26 protein-coding genes and 1 pseudogene are annotated in these 21,912 nt (G+C 66.4%); 16 read left to right on the top strand and 11 right to left on the bottom strand.

Translation table 11 applies throughout. The features are described 5' to 3' along the window. Nucleotides 1-561: ATP-binding protein (locus ABZU75_RS18265; protein WP_355555335.1), on the bottom strand; the 561-nt coding region annotated here is incomplete at its 3' end. Between the two features lie 219 nt (nucleotides 562-780). Here ABZU75_RS18265 and ABZU75_RS18260 point away from each other — a divergent pair. Together ABZU75_RS18260 and ABZU75_RS18255 are read left to right on the top strand one after the other, a co-directional pair. Then, the gene (locus ABZU75_RS18260) at nucleotides 781-2,163 is read left to right on the top strand and encodes a hypothetical protein (RefSeq protein ID WP_355555333.1); all 1,383 of its coding nucleotides are present in this window, start codon (nucleotides 781-783) and stop codon (nucleotides 2,161-2,163) included. Further along, a complete protein-coding gene (locus tag ABZU75_RS18255; RefSeq protein ID WP_355555331.1) occupies nucleotides 2,160-2,642 on the top strand; it encodes a GNAT family N-acetyltransferase in 483 nt (160 codons plus the stop codon). Before ABZU75_RS18260 ends, ABZU75_RS18255 begins: the two co-directional genes overlap by 4 nt. Before the next feature lie 112 nt (nucleotides 2,643-2,754). Here ABZU75_RS18255 and ABZU75_RS18250 read toward each other — a convergent pair whose 3' ends face one another. From ABZU75_RS18250 to ABZU75_RS18240, 3 genes are read right to left on the bottom strand one after another with little or no spacing between them, the layout of a single operon-like run. Next, the gene (locus tag ABZU75_RS18250; RefSeq protein WP_355555329.1) at nucleotides 2,755-3,612 is read right to left on the bottom strand and encodes a helix-turn-helix transcriptional regulator; all 858 of its coding nucleotides are present in this window, start codon (nucleotides 3,610-3,612) and stop codon (nucleotides 2,755-2,757) included. Beyond that, nucleotides 3,593-4,108: a DUF6879 family protein gene (locus ABZU75_RS18245; protein WP_355555327.1), complete on the bottom strand. Its 516-nt coding sequence runs from the start codon at nucleotides 4,106-4,108 to the stop codon at nucleotides 3,593-3,595. Before ABZU75_RS18245 ends, ABZU75_RS18250 begins: the two co-directional genes overlap by 20 nt. Then, nucleotides 4,105-4,311, bottom strand: a complete 207-nt coding sequence (locus tag ABZU75_RS18240) for a hypothetical protein (RefSeq protein WP_355555325.1) — start codon at nucleotides 4,309-4,311, stop codon at nucleotides 4,105-4,107. The genes ABZU75_RS18245 and ABZU75_RS18240 overlap by 4 nt, the downstream gene beginning before the upstream one ends. A gap of 150 nt (nucleotides 4,312-4,461) precedes the next feature. On the opposite strand from ABZU75_RS18240, the gene ABZU75_RS18235 reads away from it, so the two are divergent. Both ABZU75_RS18235 and ABZU75_RS18230 read left to right on the top strand, forming a co-directional pair. After that, nucleotides 4,462-4,692 carry a DUF397 domain-containing protein gene (locus tag ABZU75_RS18235; RefSeq protein WP_355555323.1) on the top strand — a complete coding sequence of 77 codons (231 nt, stop codon included), beginning with the start codon at nucleotides 4,462-4,464 and terminating at the stop codon, nucleotides 4,690-4,692. Between the two features lie 659 nt (nucleotides 4,693-5,351). Continuing rightward, on the top strand, nucleotides 5,352-5,981 hold the full coding sequence (locus ABZU75_RS18230; RefSeq protein ID WP_355555321.1) for a 3'-5' exonuclease: 630 nt from the start codon (nucleotides 5,352-5,354) through the stop codon (nucleotides 5,979-5,981). On the opposite strand, the gene ABZU75_RS18225 is transcribed toward ABZU75_RS18230, so the two are convergent. Together ABZU75_RS18225 and ABZU75_RS18220 are read right to left on the bottom strand one after the other, a co-directional pair. Then, the gene (locus ABZU75_RS18225) at nucleotides 5,978-6,526 is read right to left on the bottom strand and encodes a CYTH domain-containing protein (protein ID WP_355555319.1); all 549 of its coding nucleotides are present in this window, start codon (nucleotides 6,524-6,526) and stop codon (nucleotides 5,978-5,980) included. The two genes, ABZU75_RS18230 and ABZU75_RS18225, sit on opposite strands and share 4 nt — an antisense overlap. A gap of 81 nt (nucleotides 6,527-6,607) precedes the next feature. Further along, on the bottom strand, nucleotides 6,608-7,774 hold the full coding sequence (locus tag ABZU75_RS18220) for an HNH endonuclease (protein WP_355555317.1): 1,167 nt from the start codon (nucleotides 7,772-7,774) through the stop codon (nucleotides 6,608-6,610). Nucleotides 7,775-7,964: 190 nt separating this feature from the next. Between ABZU75_RS18220 and ABZU75_RS18215 the strand changes: the two genes are divergently transcribed. The 4 genes from ABZU75_RS18215 to ABZU75_RS18200 are packed head-to-tail and all read left to right on the top strand — an operon-like array spanning nucleotide 7,965 to nucleotide 12,815. Beyond that, nucleotides 7,965-8,714 (top strand): class I SAM-dependent methyltransferase, encoded by a 750-nt coding sequence (locus ABZU75_RS18215; protein ID WP_355555315.1) that lies wholly within the window; start codon nucleotides 7,965-7,967, stop codon nucleotides 8,712-8,714. After that, nucleotides 8,711-11,338 carry an SUMF1/EgtB/PvdO family nonheme iron enzyme gene (locus ABZU75_RS18210; RefSeq protein ID WP_355555313.1) on the top strand — a complete coding sequence of 876 codons (2,628 nt, stop codon included), beginning with the start codon at nucleotides 8,711-8,713 and terminating at the stop codon, nucleotides 11,336-11,338. The genes ABZU75_RS18215 and ABZU75_RS18210 overlap by 4 nt, the downstream gene beginning before the upstream one ends. After that, complete coding sequence (locus ABZU75_RS18205) at nucleotides 11,338-11,601, top strand: hypothetical protein (RefSeq protein ID WP_355555311.1); 264 nt, start codon at nucleotides 11,338-11,340, stop codon at nucleotides 11,599-11,601. The genes ABZU75_RS18210 and ABZU75_RS18205 overlap by 1 nt, the downstream gene beginning before the upstream one ends. Beyond that, nucleotides 11,598-12,815, top strand: a complete 1,218-nt coding sequence (locus ABZU75_RS18200; protein WP_355555309.1) for a hypothetical protein — start codon at nucleotides 11,598-11,600, stop codon at nucleotides 12,813-12,815. Before ABZU75_RS18205 ends, ABZU75_RS18200 begins: the two co-directional genes overlap by 4 nt. A gap of 142 nt (nucleotides 12,816-12,957) precedes the next feature. Here ABZU75_RS18200 and ABZU75_RS18195 read toward each other — a convergent pair whose 3' ends face one another. Further along, nucleotides 12,958-13,194 (bottom strand): DUF397 domain-containing protein, encoded by a 237-nt coding sequence (locus ABZU75_RS18195; protein WP_355555307.1) that lies wholly within the window; start codon nucleotides 13,192-13,194, stop codon nucleotides 12,958-12,960. An 86-nt stretch (nucleotides 13,195-13,280) separates the two neighbouring features. Then, the gene (locus ABZU75_RS18190; RefSeq protein WP_355555305.1) at nucleotides 13,281-13,721 is read right to left on the bottom strand and encodes a GNAT family N-acetyltransferase; all 441 of its coding nucleotides are present in this window, start codon (nucleotides 13,719-13,721) and stop codon (nucleotides 13,281-13,283) included. 418 nt (nucleotides 13,722-14,139) lie between these two features. Here ABZU75_RS18190 and ABZU75_RS18185 point away from each other — a divergent pair. The 3 genes and pseudogenes from ABZU75_RS18185 to ABZU75_RS18175 all read left to right on the top strand — a co-directional run. Next, a pseudogene (locus tag ABZU75_RS18185) lies at nucleotides 14,140-14,427 on the top strand (transposase); the annotation flags it as partial. Nucleotides 14,428-14,580: 153 nt separating this feature from the next. Further along, nucleotides 14,581-14,985 carry a RidA family protein gene (locus tag ABZU75_RS18180; protein WP_355555303.1) on the top strand — a complete coding sequence of 135 codons (405 nt, stop codon included), beginning with the start codon at nucleotides 14,581-14,583 and terminating at the stop codon, nucleotides 14,983-14,985. Nucleotides 14,986-15,176: 191 nt separating this feature from the next. Further along, the gene (locus tag ABZU75_RS18175; protein WP_355555301.1) at nucleotides 15,177-15,692 is read left to right on the top strand and encodes a DUF4240 domain-containing protein; all 516 of its coding nucleotides are present in this window, start codon (nucleotides 15,177-15,179) and stop codon (nucleotides 15,690-15,692) included. A 5-nt stretch (nucleotides 15,693-15,697) separates the two neighbouring features. Here ABZU75_RS18175 and ABZU75_RS18170 read toward each other — a convergent pair whose 3' ends face one another. Beyond that, nucleotides 15,698-15,982, bottom strand: coding sequence for an antibiotic biosynthesis monooxygenase family protein (locus ABZU75_RS18170; protein WP_355555299.1), 285 nt, complete (start codon nucleotides 15,980-15,982; stop codon nucleotides 15,698-15,700). Between the two features lie 287 nt (nucleotides 15,983-16,269). Between ABZU75_RS18170 and ABZU75_RS18165 the strand changes: the two genes are divergently transcribed. Beyond that, nucleotides 16,270-17,187, top strand: coding sequence for a MerR family transcriptional regulator (locus ABZU75_RS18165; protein WP_355555297.1), 918 nt, complete (start codon nucleotides 16,270-16,272; stop codon nucleotides 17,185-17,187). Nucleotides 17,188-17,516: 329 nt separating this feature from the next. On the opposite strand, the gene ABZU75_RS18160 is transcribed toward ABZU75_RS18165, so the two are convergent. Together ABZU75_RS18160 and ABZU75_RS18155 are read right to left on the bottom strand one after the other, a co-directional pair. Further along, nucleotides 17,517-17,897: a hypothetical protein gene (locus ABZU75_RS18160; protein WP_355555295.1), complete on the bottom strand. Its 381-nt coding sequence runs from the start codon at nucleotides 17,895-17,897 to the stop codon at nucleotides 17,517-17,519. 69 nt (nucleotides 17,898-17,966) lie between these two features. Next, complete coding sequence (locus tag ABZU75_RS18155) at nucleotides 17,967-18,641, bottom strand: helix-turn-helix domain-containing protein (RefSeq protein WP_355555293.1); 675 nt, start codon at nucleotides 18,639-18,641, stop codon at nucleotides 17,967-17,969. A 108-nt stretch (nucleotides 18,642-18,749) separates the two neighbouring features. Here ABZU75_RS18155 and ABZU75_RS18150 point away from each other — a divergent pair, with 108 nt between their 5' ends. From ABZU75_RS18150 to ABZU75_RS18135, 4 genes are all read left to right on the top strand, one after another. Beyond that, complete coding sequence (locus ABZU75_RS18150; RefSeq protein ID WP_355555291.1) at nucleotides 18,750-19,682, top strand: NADP-dependent oxidoreductase; 933 nt, start codon at nucleotides 18,750-18,752, stop codon at nucleotides 19,680-19,682. 270 nt (nucleotides 19,683-19,952) lie between these two features. Further along, complete coding sequence (locus ABZU75_RS18145; RefSeq protein WP_355555289.1) at nucleotides 19,953-20,438, top strand: hypothetical protein; 486 nt, start codon at nucleotides 19,953-19,955, stop codon at nucleotides 20,436-20,438. An 88-nt stretch (nucleotides 20,439-20,526) separates the two neighbouring features. After that, nucleotides 20,527-20,778: an AbrB/MazE/SpoVT family DNA-binding domain-containing protein gene (locus tag ABZU75_RS18140; RefSeq protein ID WP_355555287.1), complete on the top strand. Its 252-nt coding sequence runs from the start codon at nucleotides 20,527-20,529 to the stop codon at nucleotides 20,776-20,778. 152 nt (nucleotides 20,779-20,930) lie between these two features. After that, nucleotides 20,931-21,875, top strand: a complete 945-nt coding sequence (locus ABZU75_RS18135) for a serine hydrolase (protein WP_355555285.1) — start codon at nucleotides 20,931-20,933, stop codon at nucleotides 21,873-21,875. Nucleotides 21,876-21,912: the final 37 nt, after the last annotated feature.

Genomic DNA, 21,912 nt, shown 5'->3' with positions numbered 1-21,912 from the left:
CCGGTCAGGGAAGGCCGGTGCCCACGGTTGCGTGGGAAGGTGGGCACCGGCCTTCTGGGGCGGTCCGTCATCCGGCACGGGGGAGCTCGGACGCGGACCGGTCTTGGTGGGCAGCGCGAACCCGACGGCCTTACCGGGGGTCCCGGTGGCGCACATCCGAGTCACATACGCCCGGCAGCGGCCCTTGGACAGTGCGTGCACCAGCAGCAGCCCGCGCCCGCGCTCGGCGAACAGGCCCAGATCGGGTTCCTCACCGCAGGCGCGCAGCCGATCGAGGATGGCGGGGATACCGTCGAGGTCCCGGTCGGCGTCGATGACCTCGCACCAGGACGGCTCACCGTCCACGAAGACGACGCGCAGCTCGAAGGGCTGCCAGCCGTGCTCCTCGGCGTTGGCGGCCAGTTCGGCGACGGCGCTCTCGGCATCGCTGAGCTCCTCGCCGTCGAAACCCGCGTCCTGGAGCACCTGCCGGACGACGGCTCGGGCCCGATGAGCGGCGGAGCCGGGCCGTAGGGTCTTCACCAGTACGCGGTAGTCGTGGAGCCTGATCGAGGGTGCCACGCCGTACCTCCCGGGTCTCGTCGACGAGCCGCATACCGCCCCGCCGTCCGTCACCCAGTGGACCAGCGGCGCGACGCAGAGTGACAAACTTTCCACTGTGAAGGTCGTGAACCTCCCGACCACCCCGTGAAGGTCGTGAAGGTTCACCGTTCCGAACCACAGAGCCATTCACACCACGTAGTCATCGGGCTACCGTTCGCCTGAGACAGGGAGGCCCGGATGACGCACACGCCCACGGCACTGGCCGAGATCCTGCAACGCGCCGAGATGAACCCGCGCCAGCTCGCCGCCGCGATCAACTCCTGGCTGGAAGGACGCGGCCTCGGTACCCGGCGTATCGACCCCACCGCCCCCTACGCCTGGGTCCGGCACGGCTACAAGCCTTACGACCCCATCCCCTCGGTGGCGGCCATCGTGCTCTCCGAACACCTCGGCTGCACGATCCGAGTCGAGCAGCTCTGGCCGTCCCGGCAGCCCTCACCCCTGCCCGCCGTCTCCGCTCTCGGCCCCTCGGCGAACGTCGAGGACATGCTTCAGTCGCTCAGCGACCTGACGACTCTCAGCACCGGAAAACACGCCGACGTCGCCGCCGCCTCCGGACCCGACCTGGCCGCCGCCGTACTCGACGGCCTGCACGCGACCGTGTCACAGCCTCACCGGCACGCGGGCCGCGACCGTGTCCTGCCACCCCAGGTACGACTGATCGGCGCGCACGTCGAAGCACTGCGCAAGCTCGACGACCAGCACGGCGGCGGCGCGCTCAGCCTGCGCTACATCACCAGCGAACTGCGCAACGTCCTCGACCTGGTGCAGTGCGCCGACTACGAGCCCGCCGTCGGGCACCAACTCCTGACCATCGTCGCCGACCTCGCCCAACTCGTCGGCTGGGTCCACTTCGACGCCCAACGCCCCGGCGCCGCCGAACGCTACCTCCTCCTCAGCGAACGGGTCGCCCGAGGACTGGGCGAGCTGGGCCGGGCCGCCAACGCCATCGGCATGCTCGCCTACATCTCCGCCTTCGCCGGCCACGGCCAGGAAGCAGTCCACATCGCCTTGGCGGCCGAACGCTGCTGTCCGGCCGACCCCGTCACGCGAGCCCGGATCACCGGCCGCGTCGCCACCGCCGCAGCCGCCGCAGGAGACCTCTCCGCATTCCGCCAAGCCGCAGAGAAGGCCAGGGAGTTGCTGGATTCAGCCGACGCCGCCCCGACCTACCTCTACTACCTGGAGCCCGACCAACTGACCGCCGAGACCGGGCAGGCCCTCGTCGTCCTGGGCGAGCAGATGACCGTCTACCGCAAACCCCTGCTCGGCGAGGCCGTCAACCTCCTCGCTCCGATCTCCACAGTCGGCGCTCGCCCCGACTACCCACGCTCCGCCCTCCTGCACGGCGCCTTCCTCACCCACGCCCACCTGCTGCGCGGCGACATGGAAGCGGCGGTCGACGCGGGCCGGGCCGCACTCACCCGGCTCGACGAGGTCCAGTCGATCCGCGCACTCACCTACCTGCGCCGCCTGCGCCCGGCCTTCGCCCGCCGCGGCCGCTCCCCGGCAGTCGCGACCTTCCTCCCCCACCTCGACACCGCCTTGGCCCAGACATGATCGCCACCCGTTTCCTCATCCGGCCCCGCCCCTACGACCACCCGGACGCCACCCGCCTGGTCCGCACCCTCTTCGACGACCAGCAGCAGCGCTACGGCTACGCCGACCCCTTCGAAGCCGACCCCGCCTCCTACGCCCCGCCCCAGGGCCTGTTCCTCGTCGGCTACCTCAACACCGTCCCGGTGACCTGCGGCGGCTACCGCACCTTCGACGAACAGACCCGCACCATCGAGATCAAGAAGATGTACACCGTCCCACGCCTACGCGGCCTCGGCCTGGGCGAACGCATCCTGACTACCCTCGAACACCACGCCGCGCAGAACGGGGCACAGCGCTCCATCCTGGAAACCGGAGTACGCAATACCGCAGCCCTGGCCCTCTACACCGGCATCGGCTACCAACCCACTCAACGCTACGTAGACGGTCGCGACCCGACCATCAACCGAGCATTCACCAAGAAACTCACCTGCTCCAGCTAACGCTTTCCCTTTCTGACGACCCCACCCCTGGTGGTGGCGCTGTCCAGAATCTCTGGAGCACCTCACAGTGCCGATGATCGCCCCCGCATTCAGGAAGTTGCGGAATGTTGCGCTATTTCGTGGAGGGCAGTTCTTCTGCAACTGAAGTGATGATGTGGCGCGCGGCCTTCCCGTAGACGGCGACGCTCGCGAGGTGACCGAACATGCGTAAGTACAGCTTGACCTCGGAAGGGCGGGTTACTTCGATGTTCGCGGTCGGTGTCTCCAGGCACACCAATTCGTCATCGAAGATCCAGAAGCCGGTGGAGGACACACAGGGCCGCTCGATCATCATGGGGATGATGCCGATCGAGACCGTCGGCAACGACATGACGGTGAGCAGGCGGTCAAGCTGTCCGGCCTGGACTTCGGCCGTACCGAACCACGTCCGCAGGGACTGTTCCTCGATGAGCACGCTGAAGTGCTTGCCCGCCTGGTAGATGACCCGCTGACGCTCCACGCGGGCGATCACGGAGGCTTCCAGGTCATTTGGGGTGTCGAGAAACGAGATCCAGAACGAGAGCATCGCGGCTGCATAGTCAGCCGTCTGGAACAGGCCAGGGATCACATTGTGCTCATAGATCCGAAACAGCGAAGTTCGCTCGTACAGGGGGACATGCACCTGCATCAGGCGCTTCATGCCAGCGTGCGTCTGACGCCGGAACTCCTGGTACATGGAGTGGATCGACCGAAGGGTGGCGATCAGATCCGGGATCTGGTCCTCGGTGTTGCAGATCCGGCACCAGATCCGGATCTCTTCCTCGGTGGGGGTTTTGCCGCCGTGCTCCATGCGGCTGACCTTGGTGTAGTGCCACCCCGCTTCGGCCGCCAGGGCGCGGCCGGTGAGGTTGGCGCCCGTACGAATCTCACGAAGGCGCTGCCCGAGAGCTTCGGCGGCCCGCTGGGCGGGGCTAAGTTGGCGTGTACTCACTGTGGGGGATCGCGAACTTCCAGACGGTCTCAAAAGCGCTCTTGCACAGCGCTATGTCGCCTGGATCCGTAGAGGTCACCTTCGCTCTTCCCAGGCCGTTGCCGGCGTAGTGGAGGAACACCGCCAGGCGATCATCGAACAGGTAGAAGTCGTTGCCCGGTAGGGGGATCGACGAGACCAGACGGCGAGGAACCCAGCGGATGTCCTCGCCGGCTTCCACCATCGGATGAGCGATGCTGTATGACCAGCGCTGATAGTCGCTCAGTGGCTCCGACACGATACGCGCCCTTCGTACCGTCTTGCCGATCTTCACATGTTCGCGCAGTGTGGAGCACCAGCCCTGTAGCCACTCCAGGTCATCCGGTTCTCCGGCCGCCCACTTGGCCATGTAGGGCAGTTCCACTGCGGTGCCGTAGGCATCCCGCATTTCCAGGTGAACAGCGCTGTGCTCGAAGCCGGCCAACAGCTCCTCGAACGCGTCGTCAGAGATGTTCATGGGCCTGCCGGTGCGAAGAACTGAAGCATTCGGTCGGGGATCTCGCAGGCGACCTCCCCCAGGGGGATGTCCATCTGGGCGAGGGCTTCCGGGTCGGTGACAATCCAGCCCTGGACCACCCAGCTACCACGGTCGGTCCGGTAGACGGTCGGTGAGCCGGTCGGGTTACTGTCGGGATCTTTACCTACGAACGTTAGACGCATGTTCGGCTCCCCACTCTCGTGGTGCGGAATGTTGCGGACTTCCGAGGCGGTCGTGACTCCCTCGCGCAACATCATCAACCTTCGTGGACCGGCTTGTCAGCCGATCCCTAACGTCAGGGCGGACCGATCCCATCACACGGAGGTGTGCTCATGGCACCCAACCTGTACGGAAGAACGGACCTGTCCGCCGCGGAGTTCACCCGCATCCCCTGCGGCGGGTCGAACGACGACGACGGCGAGGGGGAGGCGTGCCCGGAGATGGCCGTCGTTGGTGACGGCGTCTTCGCCCTGCGCGACAGCAAGAACCCCGGAGCGGGGACGCTCTTGTTCAACGGTGCCGAGTTGGCCGCTTTGCGCGCCGGCATCGGCAGTCTGATCTAGCACCCCCGCAATGCGGCCTTGCCTGTGGGGCCACAGGCAAGGCCGTTACTGGTGATCAAAGGTTGGCGTTACCCAGAACGCCTCTGTTCTCCCAGGTCAGAGGCGTGATCACAGGTAACGTCGACCTTTCAGGTTCGGTAGTCGTATAGGGAGAGGACCGGTGCATCATTTTCACGGATATACATGGACTGGCCAGGCAACGCCTTACCTAAACGGTGAGGGCATCCGCAGACCATTTCATGCCGAATTTCAGTCTTCGCCCCTTCCGCCCATGAGGTTGTGCGACTGGCTACTCAAGCCGCACAACCGCATTGTCACCTCGTTCGACCAAGCCGGCGACGCCGCGACCTGGCTCATTGACCAGTACGACATGGCTTGCCCCTCGTTCCACCTCCCCGATCAGGAGGCGAAGATCGGCCGAGAGCACCGCCACGCAGGAGCAGCGGAGGCACTCCCTGGCGGTACCGATATCCAATGGGGTTTCCATCTCAAAGGGGAGCGCTTCGTTTCGATGGGGGTTATTTGCTGCCCGAATAAGCACGCCCCTGACTACAAGTGCCCGAAAGGTCGGCGGTAGTTGACGTTGGCGAGGTCGTCATGGGTTGAGCCTCTCGCCGCAGTCCGCGCCACGGAGACGACTGACGGAGGAGAATCGCGCCATGCACGACCAGCCGTGGACTGTCGCACCCCTGGTCGCCCTTGACCTTGAGGGCAGCGGCAGCCAGGACCGTGAGCACGAGGCGATCCTGGAGGTCGGAATCGTCCCGTTGGCCGATGGGCGCCCAGACATGCAGAGCGCCTACGACTCTGTGGTGAACCCGGGTCGACGCATCCCACGCCGCCCCTGGTCCTCCCCCGGCCTGACCAACGATGTGCTCGGCCTGGCCCCTCGGCTGGATGCCGTCGAACCGGAGCTGGCCGGCCGCCTCAACGGGGCGGCCATCGTCGGCCACAACGTCAACGTGGACTGGCGGCTGCTGTCACTGCGCTGCCCCGGCATCCATCCGGCCTCCCTGATCGACACACTCAAACTCGCCCGCCTCGTCCATGGGAACACTCAGCATCGATCTTTGACCGCGCTCCTCGCCTACTACGGACTCGACGACGAAGTGACCAAACTGACCGGCGGGCAACCGCACCGTGCCCTGTGGGACGCGGTCGGCGCCGGGCTACTCCTCGGCGCGCTCATCCGGGAACTTCCCCACGGGGACAGCTTGACTGTTACCGGGCTGCGCAACATGGCGGGCGTGTCCTTGGGCGACGCCGAGCAGACGTTGCCGCTGTTCTAAACCGGCGCCAGAGCAGCGCGGACCAGCGAGTCGTAGGTGTCCGTCGTCCGCTCCAGGTCAACGCCGAGGGAACGGGCGAACGCGTCGAGTCCCTCCTGTACGGCGGCGCCTGACTCCTCACCTTCCACCGTGCGCTCGATCTCGACGAAGGCCCCCGTGTGTTCCACCTCGTCGAGGCAGATCGTCAGGTCACCCAGCACCGAGGTCCGTCGGGTCTTCACGATGCGGATCGTCGGGTAGAAGCCCATCGCCATGATGGCCTGGTGCATCCGCTCCCGGTCGGTGACCTCGGTCTCATGCTCCAGGCAGGCCATCGCGTTATCCAGCGGCTTCTTCACCGTGAACAGATGCCGACCCCGCTCCGTACACAGCCGGGCGAACGGCATCCCGATCTTGCTGTGCTCGTAGGTCCAACCCTCTCTGGCGTACGCCTGGCCATCCTGGTGCGTCGGGGATGACAGGAACATCCCACGCCGAGCCAGCGCCTCTTCCAGAACCGTCAGGTCGGCTACGCGATACTTGACCTCTATCTCCTGCGCCCCCATGCCAACCCCCGGATGTCTGTTTCGACTCGGGGAGCGTACCGACGCCACCTCTGGCGTGTCATGGAGAGGAAGAACCTCGACTCAGCCCTGCTCGGCGATGACCTTCCGGTGGTAGGCCAGGTGCTCCGGGTTGATGTCATGGTTCGGGGCGAGCCGCAGGGGGCCAAGTGAGGCGCCGGAGGTCATGTTCATCACCGCGAGGTCGGCCTGGATGGCGATCGCGCCCCGGTCGAACAGGACATGGTCGTTGGGGCAGAGACAGAGCAGGTTGTCGGGCTCGTCAGGGCCGTTGTGCGGCTTTCCGATCGGGCGGATGTGGGCTCCCTCGGCGTAGAAGCCCTGCTGGAGAGCGAGACGGTTACCGCAGATCTGGCAGTGGTAGTCGTGCGCGCGCTTGATCTGCTCGGCGAGCAGGGAGTCGCGGATGACGCGCTCCATAATGGACTCGCTACGGCCAGGCGTGAAGGACCCACTGCGAATAACTGTCGGGTTCAACCCGACCCTGGCGAGAAGTGCGTTGTGGTCCACATCTCGGAAATACACGCTGAGAAGCCGCACGGCGATCTGGGCTCGGATCTCCTCCTGGCCGGTGACGATCTCATGCACCCACGGCAGCAGGCCGCTGTTCGGCCGGTGCTCTTTCATCCACTGCTGCGCGGGCCGGCCACTGGCGGGCGGCACCTTGGCATGGCCGGGCAGGTCCCACAGGCCGTGGTGGTAAAGCCACAGCACGGGGAACTCCGGGTTGGGCCGGTCCTCCTCAAGGCCGAACTCCTCGATGAGCTGCCCGAGTTCGCCGTAGGTGATCTCCCACGGTGTGAGGCGCGGCTCGCCCTGGGCCGCACGGCCGATCGCCCACAGCAGGGTCAACGGCTGGTGCCGTTTCTGCGCGCCGGTCGTGGGAGACACCGCAGGCTTGAGCGAACCGACTTTCCGCAGCAGGTCTTCGATGGAGTGCTTTCTGATGACCTCACCCGGTGCGGTCACATCAAAGCCGAGACGGATGAGCACTCCGGCTGCGTGATCTTTCCCTCCGGAGAGCCTGTCGTTAGTCATCGGCTTACCCTCCACTCCCCTATGGGCGACACCGGCGATCGCCTTGGAGTCGTACCTCTTACCATCGTGAAGAAGGAAGTAGTCGCGAGCGCGGCCGTAGTCGTACAGCTTGAGAAAGGCGTCACGGCCCAACTGGTCGAATTCGGCGATGGCGGCGAGCACCATCTCACGTCGAAGGTCGGAAAGCGCCACCCCACGAGCCTATACGCGGGTGTCGCTTGAATTCCTGTCGATTTCCGGCGGAATCGGACTTCATGGCAAGCGGTGAGATCTCTGGGGCACCGACCGAAACCCTTACTTGGGCTGCCCCTTCCTTGACTGCTGTTGTCGCTCGTCGGATGCTGAGGCTTGCCCTGATGCCGTGGCTTGGAGGGAATGTCTCGTGCGGAGCGATGTCACGCGGGCTCACTACGACCGCCTGGCGGACAGGTACGACGAGAACTGGGCCTACAGTCCGGAGTTCATCCGGTGGATGACCGACGACATCCTCGACCGCCTGCGCCTCGGCCCCGGTGATCTGGCGATGGATCTCGGGTGCGGGACCGGCCTCTACTCCCGCGGTCTGGCCAGGCACGCGAGCACGGTGGTCTGCGCCGACCCCTCCCCCGCGATGCTGGAGCAGCTCCCCGCCGACGAGCGGCTGATCCCGCTGCACTCGGGAGCCGAAGACCTCGCCGAAGGGCGGATCGCGCCGCCGCACGATGGCTACGACGCCATCCTGCTCAAGGAGGTGCTCCACCACGTCACCGATCCGCCACGGGTCCTGGCCGGTCTGGCTCGCTTGCTGCGGCCCGGTGGGCGGATGCTCGTGGTCATGCTGCCGACGAGCATCGACTACCCGCTGTTCAGCGCGGCACTGAGGCTCTTTGAGGAGAGGCAGCCCGATCCCACCGGCATCGTCACCGCGATGGGCCGCAGTGGCCTGGCCGCCGAGCTGAGCTACGACGAGTTCCCGCTCGCGTTCACCGTTGAGCACTACACCCAGATGGTCCGCAATCGGTATATGTCGCTGCTGTCCAGCTTTGATGACGCCGAGTTGGAAGCGGGAATCTCCGAGATCCGCCGCGAGCACTCCGGCCCCGAGGTACGGTTCCCGGACCGGTTCGCCTTCGTACTCGGGGTGAAAGCGTGAGCATCGAGCTCGACACTCGCCTGTTCCAGCTCAGGAACGAGCTGGACGACCACTCCCGGGTCGCCCGCCATCTCGGCCTGGATTTCGAGCGGCCGATCAAGTCGCTCGGCGACGGCTATCCGGAGAACGCGATCGCCCTGGTCGGGAAGATCACCGAGCGGATCCTCAAGCAGCTCTGGCGGCACCACAACGTCCCCGGTGACCCCGGAGGGAAGACGCTAAGCGAGCTGATCAAGGGCGCGCAGCCTCACATCCGCAGCAGCGGCGTCCTTGACTCCCTGCGCGACATCCAGCGGCTGCGCAACCGATCCGCCCACGATGGCTACGAGATCGCCGAGGAGGACGGGCTCACCGCGGTGCGCCGTCTGCTGGACGTGCTGGCCTGGTTCAGCAGCACCGGCAGCGGCATCCTGAGCGGAGACGTGCCCAAGCTCGCCCCCGAGGTGGCGGTCAAGGCCGAGTTTCTGGCAGGGCTGTATCTGACGCTCGGTTTCCAGCCGGTCAAGCGTTTCGAGCTGTCCCGCAACACCGTCTACCAGCTTTTCTTCCGCGAACGGGGCCTGCGCAGCGAGTACGTCGAGCTGCTGCTGAGCAGGAACGTCGACGACGTGGCCCAGGTCCTGGCGGCCACCGACGGCGAGCTGTTGCAGACCCGGCTGCCGAAGCTCACCCGGTTCCTGATCCTGGAGGAGAACGGGATCGCTCAGGCGCCGAGCCCGCTGGGCGGCGACTACCGGGTTCTCACCTACGACCGCTTCATGGACGCGTTCGTCGATCTGGACCGGCACCTGGCCGATGTCGTCGGCACCTACCCTCAGCTGCTGGACGCCGGGCGGCTGACGGTCTCCGGTGACCTGCTTACCACCGACGAGCGTACGGGCGAGCAGCGGGTCTCTCAGGTCGGCGCGGCCGATCAGCTGCTGGACGAGGTGGCGGCCTCGGGAGGGAACTTGCTCATCGTCGGCCGGTCGGGCAGCGGCAAGACGACGTTGCTCAAGCAGTTGGTCGCCCGGTCGGCTACGGCGAGCCTGCGCCGGTACCGCTTCTACTTCGACATGAGCCTCAAACGGCCGGGTGAGGAGTTTCGCGCGTTCGTCACGCGCGTGCTGACCCCGTACATGGCCGTGGAGAGCACGTACGTCTTTGAGGTGTTCCACTATTTCGCTCGCTCCGGCTCGGTGCTCTGCGCGCTGGACGGCATCGATGAGGCGGTACCGTCAGCGACCCAGGCGGGCTTCCTGGAGCTGTTCACCGAGATCGCCCAGGTTCTGTCGGCCGAATCAGCGGTCGTCACCACCTCCCGTGTCTCCTTCCTGGAGGACTCCCCGCAGGTGCGGCGGCTGCTGGACGGCACCGCTCTGGTGTCGGAGAAGCTGGTCCAGCAGCTCCACGCCCAGGGGGTGAACCCGCTGCTCGTGCCGCGTTTCTCGGCACTGCGCCTGCATGACGTCACCGCCTCCGCCTCGCCCCTGGAGGTGCGCCTGGCCGATGACCTGGATCTCGATCGGGCCCAGGGCCTCCCCCACCTGGCCGAGCTGACCTGGCAGCACATCACCCGGGTCACGGACCCTGCGGACCTGCCATCGATCGTGGCTTACTTCGGGTCGGCCTTTCTGCGTGGCCGTACGGTCTTCACCTTCGTCGACCTGGTCAACGACCTGGGCATCGAGCTGTTCGACGGCGGCCGGCTCACCTACGACGCCTTTCGGCTCCGAGCGTTGTTCAGGCTCGCGGGACCGTCCGCGGTGACTTTCGTCCACGGCGCCTACCAGGAGTTGCTGGCCGCCGAGTTTCTCCGAAAGCCCGCCAACCGGGAATCCGCCCTCGACGTGAACCCGCGCCTGACCGAGCAGGTTCGCGAGTTTCTTCACCGGCGCTCCACCCTCGCCTTCACCGACGATCGCATCCTCCCGGCAGGCGCCTATCTGGTCGGGCCGAGCCACCACCTGATGCTGCGGCGCATCGAGCGTCCGATCCGCTTCGATCGGTTTCCTGTCACCGTCGGCCGCTACAACCGCTTCCTGGAAGCGGTCCGCCTGCATGGCTCCCAGCAGTGGGATCACCCTGACAAGCCGCCGGAGTTCTCCCACGAACCGTGGCAGGAACGGCTCAAGGTCCAGACGTACTTCACCGACCCGGCGTACGAGAAGCACCCGGCGGTCTGCGTCAACTACTGGAGCGCCTATGCCTTCGCCCGCTTCGAGGACAAGCGTCTGCCCACCTCCCTGGAGTGGGAGACCGCCGCTCGGGGAGCCGACGGCCGGTTGTTCCCCTGGGGTGATGACATCGACCTGGACGTGGTCAGCAGTGCGGACTCCTGGAGCGGCCGTCCGCTGATCACCTACGAGGCGTGGCGGGAGGAGCTCGATCGCGGCCGGCTGAGCCAGGCCATGCCCGGCCCGGTCGACGCGCACCCCGGCAACGTCTCCCCCTTCGGGATCCGGGAGATGGCCGGAAACGTCTGGGAGATCACCGGCACCGTACTGGAGAACCTGAACGAGGTGGTCATCTGCGGCGGCTCCTACGACAATCCCTACCGTGCGCTGCAGACCTCCTCCAAGGGGTTGTCCCGGCGGCGGGGATGCAGCAACGCCGTCGGTTTCCGATGCGTCGAGGAGCTGTGATGAGCAGCGACCAGCGGTTCGGTTACATCGTCGACCGCATGCCGCACGGCAGTGGGGACGGCGGGCGTCAGGGCACCTACATCGTCCGCGACGCCGACACCGAGGCCCACCACTCCTTCATGTACGCCGACATCGTGACCGAGGGATTCCGTACCATCCGGACCGGCGAACGGGTGCGGTTCCTGGTGGACCCGGAGGACGCCGAACGCGCGCGCTACGTCATCCGACTGGACCTGCCGGACGTCGAGGACTATTACCGGTGACCCGATTGGCGCGGCAGGTCATTGTCGTCGTCTACGAGGCCCGTTTCCCCACCGCGCCCACCTGGGAACCGGGGCCGCTGGTCCTGCGGCACGGCCAGGTCCACTCCACCGCCGAGGTGCGCGGCGAGTACTACAGCGCGAAGACCGCCCGCGTGCTGTACGGCGATGCGACGCATCCGAGACGCTGGCACACCCCCTCTCATCGCATCGTCGGCGACGCCGAGATCACCGGTGTCGAAGCGCTCCGGGTGACCGGTGAGCCGGATGCCTACGGGCTGGTAGCGATCCACCTGCGGCCTCGGCGAGGAACGCCCGTCGCATTGCTGCGTACGCTGGCCGGCCGTAAGAATGCCCCGCCCGCTGATTTCGACCCGCAGGAACTCGTCGGCGACCAGGCCGTCATCGAACCGGGCAGCCGTCCCTTCACCGTCTCCTTCGTCACCCCGGCCAGGCAGGGCCTGCCACGCCTGTACCGGCAGCCTCGTTACTGGCGATGGACGCCTGCCCTCCAGTGGCTGTGGGCTCTGGCCTCCCGGACCAGCCTGGCCGACTATCCCCCCGATCCCAAGAATCTCGAACCGGCGAACGACGAGATCATCCGGCTCTCCAGCGACTGGCACGCCGTCGTCTTACGCGACGGGATGGGCGTCATCGGTCTGCGCACCGATCAGGGACGGGACGACCCGTTCTTCGGCTACGCGGAGCTGTACCTGCGCTCGATCTATCTGGACGCGGTCCTGCTGGGCATGCTGCAGAAGCAGGAGCTCACCCGTCTGGAGGAGTGCATAGTCGGCGCGCTGGACTCCTCGCTGGCCGCGACGATGGCCGAGCTCGAACGCGAGGTCAGCTCCTTCCGGCATCGGCTGTGGGCACAGCACCTGACCCCGCACGGAATCCCGAACCGCCTCCTGAGCGCCTACCAGCGCCAGCACGCACTCCGCGAACGCTTCGAGCAGCTTCTCACCGAGATAGGCGACTTCAACCGGCTCACCCGCGACGACGAGAACCGGCACGTCAATAGTGCCGTGGTCGTGTTCACCCTCATCACCGTGCCAGCCGGAATCGCTCTCGCCCTCCTCCAAGTCCTGGAGACCGATGAGCCCTGGCTGCTCACCGCCGTGGCTGTCACCTGCGTCGCCCTCACCGCACTCCTGCTACGCACCCGCTCCGCCCGAACGGCCCTCCGGGCACTGCGCCGCCGCTTCACCCCTTGAAAATCTGATGTTCCGATCAACTCCACAGAGGCTGCGGCGGACACCTGGCTCCGACGCGGCGACGGCACTAGGAGCACGATGAACTCATATGGCCAGTTCAACGGTTACCGTCATTCCACCTCGTCCAGATGGGCCGGCAAGTTCAAGGACGTCGGAGTTCACCGCGTTCGATGCCGCCGGTGAAGGCGTCGTACTCGGCGTCGGTGAACAGGTGTGGAGCCTTCTCTGGGTTCTTGGAGTCGCGCAGGGCCACGATGCCCTGGTCCAGGAAGGCGATCTGGACGCAGTTGGTGCCGCCGCTGCTGAGGCTGCTGGTGTGCCAGCGGGCGTCATGGAGCTGGGTTTCGATCCAGTCGGGGTCGAGGGTGCTCTTGTTCATGAGGGGTCCTTGGCGATCGTGGTGAGAAGCGGTAGCGATGCCTTCGGTGACAGATCAGGCTGTGAGGCCACATCGGGTCTGTCCAGTCAGGAGAGCCGCAAGTCGATCCAGGGGATGGTGTCTCCGGGCAGCAGGTATCGCTCGATCTCGACGAAGCCGTGCTTCAGCGCGAACCGCAGTCCGTCCTCGTTGGAGGACAGGACGACGGTCTCGATCACCTTGGCCCCCAGTTCCCGGGCCTGGTTGAGCCCGCGCACATACAGTTCCTCGCCGAACCCCCGCCTGCGGTGAGCGGCGAGCACGCGGGCGATGACTGTGGCCGTCAGCGTTTCATCCGTCGGCGGGCGCACCGTACTGCAGCCCACGAGATCGTCATCGAGGTACGCGATCTCCAGGTGGTTGCGCTGGGCGCGTTCCCGTACCTCGTCCAGGGAGAGGGAGTGGGTAGGAATGATCACGTTGTGGGCGTACTGCCAGTCTTTGAGCGTGGCGTCGCCGTCCGGCTGCTGGATGCGAAGATCAGACATTGCAGCAGGAGACCCCAGGATGCCTCGGACGTCAACTCTGTTGGGTGTGGCGATATCTTCAGGGAAGTCCGTGATCAAGCCGTGAGGTCGTAGTCCTGCTGTTCGGGGGTGGAGTAGAAGCGCTGGTGAATTCCTGTTAATTTCCGGCGGAATCGGGCTTCATGACGAGCTGTGCGATCTCCGAAGCACCGGCCGAAACTTCTGTAGGTCAACCAGGCGGCAGCGCTCCGCGCCGCCGCCCAGGACGCGGACGGGTGGTCCCGGCCCTTTGTGTTTCCGGCGTGGCTGCCGGTCAGGCCAGGGTGTCCTTAACTTTGATCATGCCGGCGTCGATCACGAACTTCTGGTTGGTGTGGTTCAGACATTGCCACAAGTGCACCTGGGTGCCGTTGGTGCGGTCGTTGGTGGCGTCCAGACACGCGGCCGACCCCGTCAGCGGCCGAAGATGTTGTACGCCGACCGCGGCTATGACCATGACAAGTACCGCCGCATGGTCTGGGCCAAAGGAGTGAAACCCCTCATCGCGCGCCGGGGCACCCCGCACGGCTCCGGCCTGGGCACGCATCGATGGGTGATCGAGCAGACGATCGCACTGCTGCACTGGTTCCGCCGCCTGCGCATCCGCTGGGAGATCCGCGACGACATGCATGAGGCCTTCATGACATTGGCTGCATCCAGCATCTGCTGGCGACGCCTCGTCCGCTGATCATTGCGTTTGGAGTTCTTTGAGCTCGTGAAGCATTGAACGGAGGGGCTGCGCCAGCAGATCAGAACACGGGAAGGGCGCGGTGGTCATCGGCGAGGATGAATGGAGGCGATCGTCACCTATTGTCAGCGAAGGCTGGCATGATCTTCCTTCATGACCATGAATCCACAGATGGAGATTGTCACGCACGACCCGACGGACGGGATATACGCCAGCACCAGCGACTATGTGCACGCGGTGGAAGTCCGCAACGTGCAGCGGCTGTTGTTCGTCTCCGGAACGATGGGACTGGACTCTACGGGCGCAGCCGGGGCTACGCTCGACGAACAGCTCGACCTCATCTGGGCCAACCTGCGTGTGATCTTGGCGGCGGCCAGCATGACGGTGGACAACATTGTCCGGCTTACCAGCTACCTGCGTGATGCTTCCTATGCCGAAGCGAACGCGGCGGCCCGGGTGAAGGCGTTGGTCGGCCGTACCGTTCCCACTACGGCGATCGTCGCACAGACGATTGTCAGCGACTGGCTGGTGGAGATCGAAGTGGTGGCCGCTGGCTGATGCACGCTGGGAGACTCGGGCTGTTCAGGAGGCTGCAGAGGTGCTAACTAGGCCACCTCGCCTCTCGCGCCGCCGTCACCGCGAGAGATCAACGACACAGAGATCATTCTGTTAGGACCTGTAATTGTCAGTGCCTCCTGGTTGTGTGAGCGGCACAGATCGCAGGGTTGGGCACGAGAGGGGCGACGAGCATGAAGGACGAGGAAGGTTTCTGGGGCCTGGTGGAGGCGGCCTGGGCGCCACTGAAGGTGGACGTCAATCAGGCGCGTCGGGAGCTGGCACAGCGGACGCCTGCCCCCGACGAGGACCCTTACGGCAAACCGCCGTTTGCCGTGGTCGAAGCCGCCCTGAAGGAGTTCCTGAGCAACCTCGGCTCCATCAGCGAGGGGTTGTCTGCGGACGAGTTGACGGACCTCGACCGGGTGGTCGAGGCCAAGCTCCATGACATCGACCGCGCGGACATCCACGCGGTCACCGACGGTTCCGATGACGGTTTCCTCTATGCGCGCGGCTTCATCGTCGCGCTGGGCCGCGACTTCTACGCCGCGGTGGCCAAGGATCCGAAGAAGGCGGTGCTGGATGCCGAGTGCGAGGAGATGTGTTACTTCTTCGCCCACCTGCACCGCGAGCGCCATGGAGCTTTCCCGGACACCGGATCGAAAATCTCACGCGAGTCGTTTTCGAACCCGGCCGGCTGGCCTGGCTGACCCACTCAGGCGGGGCCGACTCCGGAGATCTGGTGGCGGGCCACCTCGGCGTCGCGAATCATCACCGTCTGGTCGTCGCTCGGCCCGGAGCCTCGGAAGGCGTCGAGACTCTCCTCGGACTCCCAGCGCTCGTAGACGTTGATCCGATCGGCTTCGACGAGGTCGGCGCCGAGCGCGAAGTCGAGGCAGCCGGCCGAGGCACGCGCCTGCTCGACCACGCTGACACAGCCCCGCAGATAGGCGTCACGAGCACCGGGATCAACCCTGATCCAACCCGAAATGATGATCACGCCGCCACCGTACGACTCGCCACCGACATAATCGCCACCGCACAAGATCAAGCCTTGTCCTCGGTCACCGGACCACTGATCCTGCCGAGTAGAGCCCCCTGGCCGGATGCCGGTCAGGAGCCGGGGCCGGACCGGATCGTGCACTGATTTCCGCCTGGGCAGGTCAACGCGGTGTCGTGACGAACCTCCTCGGAACCGCTACCTGGCTCGGTGACCGATGGCCATCGACCCGAGGAACCGCGTAATCGGCTTGACTCTCCAGCGACTGGAGGGTTGATGCTGCTGTGGTGAACGACCGCGACCAACTGCTCACCATCGGACAGCTCGCTGACCGCACGGGCCTGTCGGTACGTACGATCCGCTTCTGGTCCGACATCGATGTCATCCCGCCGACGCGCCGGTCGGTGGGCGGCTTCCGCCTGTACGACATGGCGGCGGTAGCCCGGCTTGACCTGGTGCGAACGCTACGCGAACTGGGGCTGGACCTCGACACCGTCCAGAAGGTCCTTACCAGGCAGTGCACGGTGGCCGATGTCGCGCGGGCACATGTGCGGGCGCTGGACACCCAGATCCGCTCCCTCCACCTGCGCCGGGCAGTGCTGCGGTCGATCGCCCAACAGGAAAGCACGACCGAGGAGATGATGTTCATGCACAAGTTGATCCGCCTGTCCGCTCAGGAACGGCAGCGAATGATCGACGACTTCGTCGACCGTACGTTCGACGGCATCGACCCACAGGCGCCAGGGGCCCACATCGCGGCCTCGATGCGCCAGATCCCGGCAGAGCTGCCGGACGAACCCACCCCGGAACAGGTGGAGGCCTGGCTGGAGCTCGCCGAACTCGTGGGTGACGTCGGCTTCCAGGAACGCGTACGCCAGATGGCGGTGGCCGGCGCCACACCCGGCGACGAATCCGGGCCGCAGCCGTACGACCCCACTCTGGTCCTCGAGCACGCCGGGAGAGCGGTGGCTGCCGGCATCAGCCCCGAGTCGGCCGAGGGCAGGGCGATCCTGGATCGGATCGTGGATCCGGGACTGCCCGCCGGAGACCGTATCCGGGTGGCCGACCAGGTGGAGACGTTCACCGACCGCCGGGTGGAGCGGTACTGGCAGCTCGTGGGCGTGCTCAACGGCAGGCCGCCGTTTCCGCCCGGTGTCCCTGCCTTCGAATGGTTCATCGCCGCGCTGCGCGTAGCCCTGATCTGATCACGGGCCGCCCCAAGAGGGAAGGGCTCCGCCCTACCCCCGATCGGTCGGCACCGGCCTGCTCCTCGGCGCGCTCATCCGCGGTCCTGACTGTTACCGGACCGCACAGCGCGTCGTAATTCCCAGTCGGGGCCGAGGGGGGCATCCAGCATGGCCAGTGCTCCGTGATGAGCCTTCAGAACGGGGATCTCGGGTAACTTCGCGGCAACCTCGTACACGGCCATTCCGCATACATCAGAACTCAGTTGATTACCGTCATCGGGTCGATACGGTTCAGCTCTGCCCGGAAGTGCTCGCCGCAGCGGTGTGCCTGGCTTGGTGACAGGTGGTCAATGTCGTCTGGTCAGCCAGCGCCAGCGGGGGAGCTCGGTGATCACGCAGGCCGCCCCCAGCGCAGTGATCACGATCGCCGCCGGGGTGGCCCAGGCCATCCAGGAGGAGGTCACGGCGGCGACCAGTTGGAGGACGACCAGCGCGATCGTCACCAGGCCGGGTACGGGGACCACTCCGTGGGCCTTGTCGCCGGGAGTGGTGAACACCGTCGGCAGGCCGATGAGCACTACGACCGACAGGATCGCCAAGGGGATGGAGACCGACCACAGGGCCCAGGGCGTTGCGATCCAGGCGACAAGTTCAGAGGAGGCTCGTAGTACGGAGGCGAGCCGGCTGTCGGGTGACTCGCCACCGGGACCGGTTCGTGGATTCGGCACGGATCGCACGATATGGGACTCCAGCATATTTCGTGGTCTTCGTGCCGACGGCCTGTTAACAAGGACCGTTCACCTCGTCGGTGGGTTCACCAGGTGATGCGGTCCGAGGGCGACGGCCGGTGGAAGGGGGGCGGGCGGGTCGGCCGGGTGGGCGTGGAGGGACTGGAGCAACAGGGCTACCAGCCGGCGCGACGCGGCCAGTGTCACCTCGGGGGACTCCGCGCTGATGCCTCCGTTGGCCATGATCAGGAGCTTGAGATCGTCGTACACGAAGTCGGCGCGTAGCTGCCCGCTCTCCTTCGCCCGCCGCGTCAGTTCGGCGAAACCGCGTACGTTGTGGTCGAGTTCCCGCTCGAAGCTGATCGCGCCGGGGAGCGCCGAGAGGAACGCCGCGGTGAATCCCCTGTCGACGGCCTGCATGGTGCACGCCTTCTCGATGACCATGCAGAATCCGTGCCACGGGTCGGGGTCCGCGAGGGCGTCGTCGACGGCCGACACGCACTCCGCTATCTGCTCGGCGAACACCTCGACGATCAGCGATTCCTTCGTGGGAAAGCGACGGTAGAGCGTCGCGACCCCGACGTCGGCGCGCCGGGCGATCTCGCGCATCGTCACGTCGAGTCCGAGTGCGGCGAAGGTCTCGCGGGCGGCCTCGACGATCCGGTTGCGATTGTGCAGCGCATCGGTGCGCAGCCCCTGCGATTCGGCGGTGTCGCTCGGCATCCGAGAGGCATTGGCGATCATGTCTCTCACTTTAGCGCAAGTGGACGGGGTGTTCCGATTTCATGTTAGGGTCCGAGGCAAACGGAACACCGCGTCCACTTTTTGGTTCCATTCCGGAGAGGCACCGACATGTTCGCCCTTCAGTTCTCCCAGTACGGCCCTCCTGACGTGCTCACCGTCGCCGATGCCGAGGAGCCGCACGCCGGTCCCGACGAGATCCGCATCACCGTCCGGGCCGCCGGTGTCACCCCCTCCGACGGGAAACTGCGCTCTGGCGTGTTCCACCGGTTCCTGCCCCTCGACCTGCCGCACATCCCCGGTGTGGACGCCGCGGGCATCGTCGACGAAATCGGGGACGGCGTCACCGGTGTCGCGATCGGCGACGCCGTCTTCGGAGTGGTCGACGTCGCCGACCTCGGCGGCGCGGCGGCCGAGTTCGCCGTGCTCACCGCGTGGGCCGCCAAGCCGGACGCGCTGAGCTGGGAACAGGCCGGCGGCGCGGCGGCCAACGTCGAGACGGCCACCCGCGTCCTGAACGCACTGGGCGTCACGACGGGCACGACACTGCTGATCGAGGGCGCGGCCGGAGGCGTCGGCACGGTAACCGTGCAGCTCGCGATCGCCCGAGGGGCCACCGTGATCGGCACGACCGGCCGGCACAACCACGAGTTCCTCGCCGGCCTCGGTGCGACGCCCACCACCTACGGCCCCGGCCTCATCGAGCGGGTCACCGCCCTGGCACCCGACGGTGTCGACGCGGTGCTCGACGCCGCGGGCTCCGGCTCACTTCCCGACCTCGTCGCCATCGCCGGTGACGCGAACCGGGTCGTGTCCGTCGCCGACCTGAACGCGCACGAACACGGCGTACGGCTCTCCCACAGCGGCCCCGGCAACACCGACGAGCCCGGCTACGCCGGCCTGGCCGTGGCGGCCGCCCTGGCCACCGAGGGCCGGTTCACCGTGCCACTGCACGCGGTCCTCCCGCTCGGCGACGGAGCGAAGGCCCACGAACTGAGCGCCACCGGTCACGCCCGCGGAAAGATCGTCCTGTCCGTACCGTGACCTCTGCGACACGCCCCTGCGCGGCGAACTCCCGTTCGTAGACCAGGTGGTCGAGGGAGCGGGATCTGTGCACATCACACCGGCGGGAACCTCGCCCGCTGAGCCCCACGCCTACTCACCCACCGCGCCACTCCACGGACGCGCGGTCCGGCAGACCAGCACATTCGCCGGCAGCGTCCCTGCCGGGGGGCTCACAACGCCCTGGCCTTCTTTCGGTCCGCAGCGGACAATCCACACGAGAGGATCTTTCTACATCGTGGAGGATGGAGCATGGCCGCGATCAAATGTGGCCTGCCGGCCATCGGCGCACTCGTCATGCTGGCGGCGGGATGCTCGGCGAGCGGTCCGGCACCCAGAGCCGAAGACGCCCGGCCGTCGGCCGGCGCGTGCGTTTCCACCGTCACCCGGGACGCGCTGCCCACCTGGGCGAGGACAGGGTTCAGCGATGACGGCTCGGGCGTGCCCCACGTGTTCAGCGAGCACGGCGACATCATCGCCGTGCTGTTCGGCTACCCACTGACGGCCTCCACCGATCCTGAGGTCACGAACAAGATTCTCTGGGTCTCGCGGCTGCCGCAGCAGCCGATGCGGCCGCTGACCATCAAAGCGATGCTGGACGGGACGACGACGTCGGTGGTCCGCGAGATCGACGGAGGCCCCGGGCCTTCGTCGGTCAACCTGCCCAAGGCGGGATGCTGGCGTCTGACGTTGAACTGGTCCGGACACAGCGACGCCATCACGCTCAGGTTCACCTGACCGGCGAAGGATGGCAACTTTCCGAAATCAATCACCCACCGTACGTGACACGGTTTCGCCTCTACTTGTGATGGCTACCGCAAAGGTTATGGAGCACGGCAAGAGGACGCGTGCCAGGCGTACGGGGCCGGCACGCATCTCCAGCAAGAACCAGGTGGCCCTGCCGGCATCGGTGCCGCGCACGCTCGGCCTTCACCCGGGAGACCTGGTTGACATCGCCGAAGAGGGTGGCCAGATCGTCATCCGGCGACACCGCAGCCGCCTCGACGGGGTGATCGGCACCATCCCCGGCTTCACCGAGGCCGTGGACGTCGAGACGAGTCGCGAGAGCTGGAGCTGACCGGTGCCGCCACGGCGACGTCGGCGGCACCGGAGAGGACCGCCACCCGCCCTGGCCAGAGGTGACCACGGCCGCTACCCGTCAGCCCCAAAACTCGGTATTCCGAAATTTCGAATTTATGGTTAAATCGAGGAATGCAACCCATCCTCAGCATGCTCCTGACCACAGTGCTGGCGGTCCCGATGACCGGCGCCGGCGCCGACCCCGCCGCCCCCGCCGAACTCAAGGACGTTGAGGCCGTACTCGCCTACATCCAGGCCCACCCCGACGACGTCGCGCTGGTGACCCGGGGCATCAGCCACAACGCCGATCGCCTCACCCCTGTGGCGTCGACCACCAAGATCATCCATCTCGCCGCCTACGCCGACGCCGTCCGCAAGGGAAGGGTCAAGCCGGGCGAACGCGTCTCCATGGCCCTGTGGAACGCCTACCACCTGCCCGGCACCGACGGTGGTGCCCACGAAGCGGCGCTCGAACGGCTCAAGCCCGGTGCGAGCGTCACGCTCGACCAGGTCGTCTCCGCCATGATCGAGGAGAGTGACAACGCCGCCGCCGACCTGCTGCGCGACCGCCTCGGCCCCGGCGCGCTGCGCAAGATCGCGCAGACCGGCGTCGGTACCATCAACGGCGAGATACTACGCGCCTTCGGCGGCTGCACGCTGCCCGCCGACGTCTGTCTGAAGAACTACGTCAAGGCCGGTACGCAGGTGCGGCCCACACTCCCCGGCTTCGCCCAGCAGGCTGCCTGGGCCGAAACCGTGACCCGCGTCGAACCTGGCGTGCTGCGCGAAGTGCTCGCCGGACTCAGGAAGGACAAGACGGCGAGCAAGCACCTGGAGTGGCCGATGCGCCAGCCCGGCGCCGACCCCCGCACGCTCCTCATCGGCACCAAGGGGGGCGCGCTGCCCGGCGTCATCAGCGAGGCCATGTACATCGTCCGGCCAGGTGAGAAGCCGCGCGAGACCGTCCTCGCACTGCGGCGACTGCCTGAGGCGACCTGGTTCTCCGGGATGCGCAGCTATGCTCATCAGCAGTTCATCGTGCGGATGGCGACCGATCCCGTCTTCTTCGCGAAAGTCCGCGCAGCATTGAAGTGAGGCAACCCTGACCAGTGTCGACGACCGGCTCCAGGAC

The organism is Streptosporangium sp. NPDC005286 (assembly GCF_040607515.1).
Taxonomy (GTDB): domain Bacteria; phylum Actinomycetota; class Actinomycetes; order Streptosporangiales; family Streptosporangiaceae; genus Streptosporangium.
Note: the sequence above shows the minus strand (reverse complement) of the source record. Positions and strands in the feature narration are given on the sequence as shown.

Coding starts and splice junctions, on each gene's coding strand:
- ABZU75_RS18260 (WP_355555333.1), top strand. CDS start 781: ATGACGCACACGCCCACGGCACTGGCCGAGATCCTGCAACGCGCCGAG.
- ABZU75_RS18255 (WP_355555331.1), top strand. CDS start 2,160: ATGATCGCCACCCGTTTCCTCATCCGGCCCCGCCCCTACGACCACCCG.
- ABZU75_RS18245 (WP_355555327.1), bottom strand. CDS start 4,108: ATGAACATCTCTGACGACGCGTTCGAGGAGCTGTTGGCCGGCTTCGAG.
- ABZU75_RS18240 (WP_355555325.1), bottom strand. CDS start 4,311: ATGCGTCTAACGTTCGTAGGTAAAGATCCCGACAGTAACCCGACCGGC.
- ABZU75_RS18235 (WP_355555323.1), top strand. CDS start 4,462: ATGGCACCCAACCTGTACGGAAGAACGGACCTGTCCGCCGCGGAGTTC.
- ABZU75_RS18230 (WP_355555321.1), top strand. CDS start 5,352: ATGCACGACCAGCCGTGGACTGTCGCACCCCTGGTCGCCCTTGACCTT.
- ABZU75_RS18225 (WP_355555319.1), bottom strand. CDS start 6,526: ATGGGGGCGCAGGAGATAGAGGTCAAGTATCGCGTAGCCGACCTGACG.
- ABZU75_RS18205 (WP_355555311.1), top strand. CDS start 11,338: ATGAGCAGCGACCAGCGGTTCGGTTACATCGTCGACCGCATGCCGCAC.
- ABZU75_RS18195 (WP_355555307.1), bottom strand. CDS start 13,194: ATGAACAAGAGCACCCTCGACCCCGACTGGATCGAAACCCAGCTCCAT.
- ABZU75_RS18190 (WP_355555305.1), bottom strand. CDS start 13,721: ATGTCTGATCTTCGCATCCAGCAGCCGGACGGCGACGCCACGCTCAAA.
- ABZU75_RS18180 (WP_355555303.1), top strand. CDS start 14,581: ATGACCATGAATCCACAGATGGAGATTGTCACGCACGACCCGACGGAC.
- ABZU75_RS18175 (WP_355555301.1), top strand. CDS start 15,177: ATGAAGGACGAGGAAGGTTTCTGGGGCCTGGTGGAGGCGGCCTGGGCG.
- ABZU75_RS18155 (WP_355555293.1), bottom strand. CDS start 18,641: ATGATCGCCAATGCCTCTCGGATGCCGAGCGACACCGCCGAATCGCAG.
- ABZU75_RS18150 (WP_355555291.1), top strand. CDS start 18,750: ATGTTCGCCCTTCAGTTCTCCCAGTACGGCCCTCCTGACGTGCTCACC.
- ABZU75_RS18145 (WP_355555289.1), top strand. CDS start 19,953: ATGGCCGCGATCAAATGTGGCCTGCCGGCCATCGGCGCACTCGTCATG.
- ABZU75_RS18140 (WP_355555287.1), top strand. CDS start 20,527: ATGGAGCACGGCAAGAGGACGCGTGCCAGGCGTACGGGGCCGGCACGC.
- ABZU75_RS18135 (WP_355555285.1), top strand. CDS start 20,931: ATGCTCCTGACCACAGTGCTGGCGGTCCCGATGACCGGCGCCGGCGCC.